The 1957-nt window shown below is 69.2% G+C and carries 3 protein-coding genes and 1 pseudogene; all 4 read right to left on the reverse strand.

Annotated elements, in window-relative coordinates; all coding sequences use genetic code 11:
* A partial coding sequence (locus ACXJKL_RS20065; protein ID WP_457208759.1) for a translation initiation factor IF-2 N-terminal domain-containing protein occupies positions 1–209 on the reverse strand: 209 nt, incomplete at its 3' end.
* Positions 210–392: 183 nt separating this feature from the next.
* Positions 393–674 (reverse strand): YlxR family protein, encoded by a 282-nt coding sequence (locus ACXJKL_RS20070; protein ID WP_457208761.1) that lies wholly within the window; start codon positions 672–674, stop codon positions 393–395.
* A 70-nt stretch (positions 675–744) separates the two neighbouring features.
* A complete protein-coding gene (gene nusA / locus ACXJKL_RS20075; RefSeq protein WP_457208760.1) occupies positions 745–1725 on the reverse strand; it encodes a transcription termination factor NusA in 981 nt (326 codons plus the stop codon).
* Positions 1725–1957, reverse strand: a pseudogene (locus ACXJKL_RS20080) (ribosome maturation factor RimP); the annotation flags it as partial. The pseudogene ACXJKL_RS20080 and the gene nusA, both read right to left, overlap by 1 nt.

A 1957-nucleotide genomic window follows, 5' to 3' on the forward strand; every position in this document is an offset into this window, starting at 1 on the left:
GGCTTGGCCTCGGGCTCGGCGGCCGGGGCGGACGCGGCAGCGGACTTCAGCTGGTCGCCGTACTGCTTCTTGAACCGCATCTCGACGGGGGGCTCGACGGTCGACGATGCCGACTTGACGAACTCACCCATCTCCTTGAGCTTCTCGAGAACGAACTTGCTCTCGACGCCGAACTCCTTGGCGAGTTCGTGGACTCGGGTCTTGGCCACAATTCTCCTTCTGGCCCGAGACCCGTCGTCGCAGGAGTGCGGCGGGGTGGTTCGGACCGTTAGCGGGTGTGCAAACTCATCGGGAAGTACTCATCGAGTGCTCATGAGCTGCTGCTCCAGTCTCTGATCGGTACTGATCTGGTCGGTGCTGCTTCGGGTCTGTCGTGCGGTGGTGCTGTCGTGCTAGTGCGGTGCTGCGAGGTGCTCGGCCACCGGCGTGCTGGTGAGTGCCTCCCCGGCCCTCAGGGCCCGGGAGAACGCCCGCCGGCGTACCGCGAGGTCGTAGCACCCGGTCGTGGGGTGCAGGTGCGCCCCCCGGCCCGGAGCCGTGCCGCGCGGATCGGGGCAGGCGGCCGGCTGGCCGCTCGCGTCCGAGCCGATGACGACACGCAACAACTCGCTCCTGGTGGCCCGCTCCCGACAGCCGATGCAGGTGCGGATGGGCACGTGCGGGCTGTCGGTCATGGTCACCGACGGAAACTCTATCGTCTGCGCGCTCGAATCCCGAATGGCCTCCCCCTGCGGGAGATGCCGCTCACCCCTCGGGCGTCGGCGCCTCGTCGGAACGGATGTCGATGCGCCAGCCCGTGAGGCGTGCGGCGAGGCGGGCGTTCTGGCCCTCCTTGCCGATGGCCAGGGACAGCTGGTAGTCCGGGACGACCACGCGGCAGGACCGGGTGGTGGCGTCGACGATCTCGACGGCGCTGACGCGCGCCGGCGACAGCGCCTCCGCCACGAACTGGGCGGGGTCCTCCGACCAGTCGACGATGTCGACCTTCTCCCCGTGCAGCTCGGCGGTGACGTTGCGCGCCCGCTGGCCCATCGGGCCGATGCAGGCGCCCTTGGCGTTGACGCCGGGCACGCTCGAGTGCACGGCGATCTTGGTGCGGTGCCCGGCCTCCCGGGCGATGGCCGCGATCTCGACGGTGCCGTCGGCGATCTCGGGCACCTCGAGCGCGAAGAGCTTCTTCACCAGGTTGGGGTGGCTGCGCGAGAGGGTGATCTGAGGCCCGCGCATGCCCTTGCGCACCGACACGACCAGGGTCTTGATGCGCTCGCCGTGCTTGTACTCCTCCCCCGGCACCCGCTCACCGACGGGCAGCAGGGCCTCGAGCTTGCCCAGGTCGACCATCACGTCGTCGGGGTTGCGTCCCTGCTGGATGATCCCGGAGATGATGTCGCCCTCCTTGCCGGCGAACTCCCCGAAGCGGATGTCGTCCTCGGCGTCGCGCAGGCGCTGCAGCATGATCTGCTTCGCGGTCGTGGCGGCGATCCGGCCGAAGCCGGCGGGGGTGTCGTCGTACTCCTCGGAGGCGTTGCCCTCCTCGTCGACCTCGCGCACGAGGACGCTGACGTGCCCGTTCTTGCGGTCGAGCTCGACGCGCGCGGTGGACTGCGCGCCGGGGGTCTTGTGGTACGCCGTGAGCAGTGCCTGCTCGATCGCCTCGACGAGCACGTCGAAGGAGATCTCCTTCTCGCGTTCCAGCATCCTCAGGATGCTCAGGTCGATGTCCATCAGGCGTCCTCGCTCTTGTCGCGCTTGCGGTTGAACTCGATCTGCACGAGGGCCTTGTCGACCTCGGCGTACGGCAGGACCCGGGGGGTTCCGTCGACGTCCAGGGTCACCGACGTCTCGTCACAGGTGGTGATGCGGCCGGTCAGCGGCTCGCCCTCGACGGGCGTGACCTTGACCAGCCGGTCGGCATTGCGGCGCCAGTGGCGCGGCAGCGTGAGGGGACGGTCCACGC

The sequence above is a fragment of the Nocardioides sp. P5_C9_2 genome, assembly GCF_054049555.1.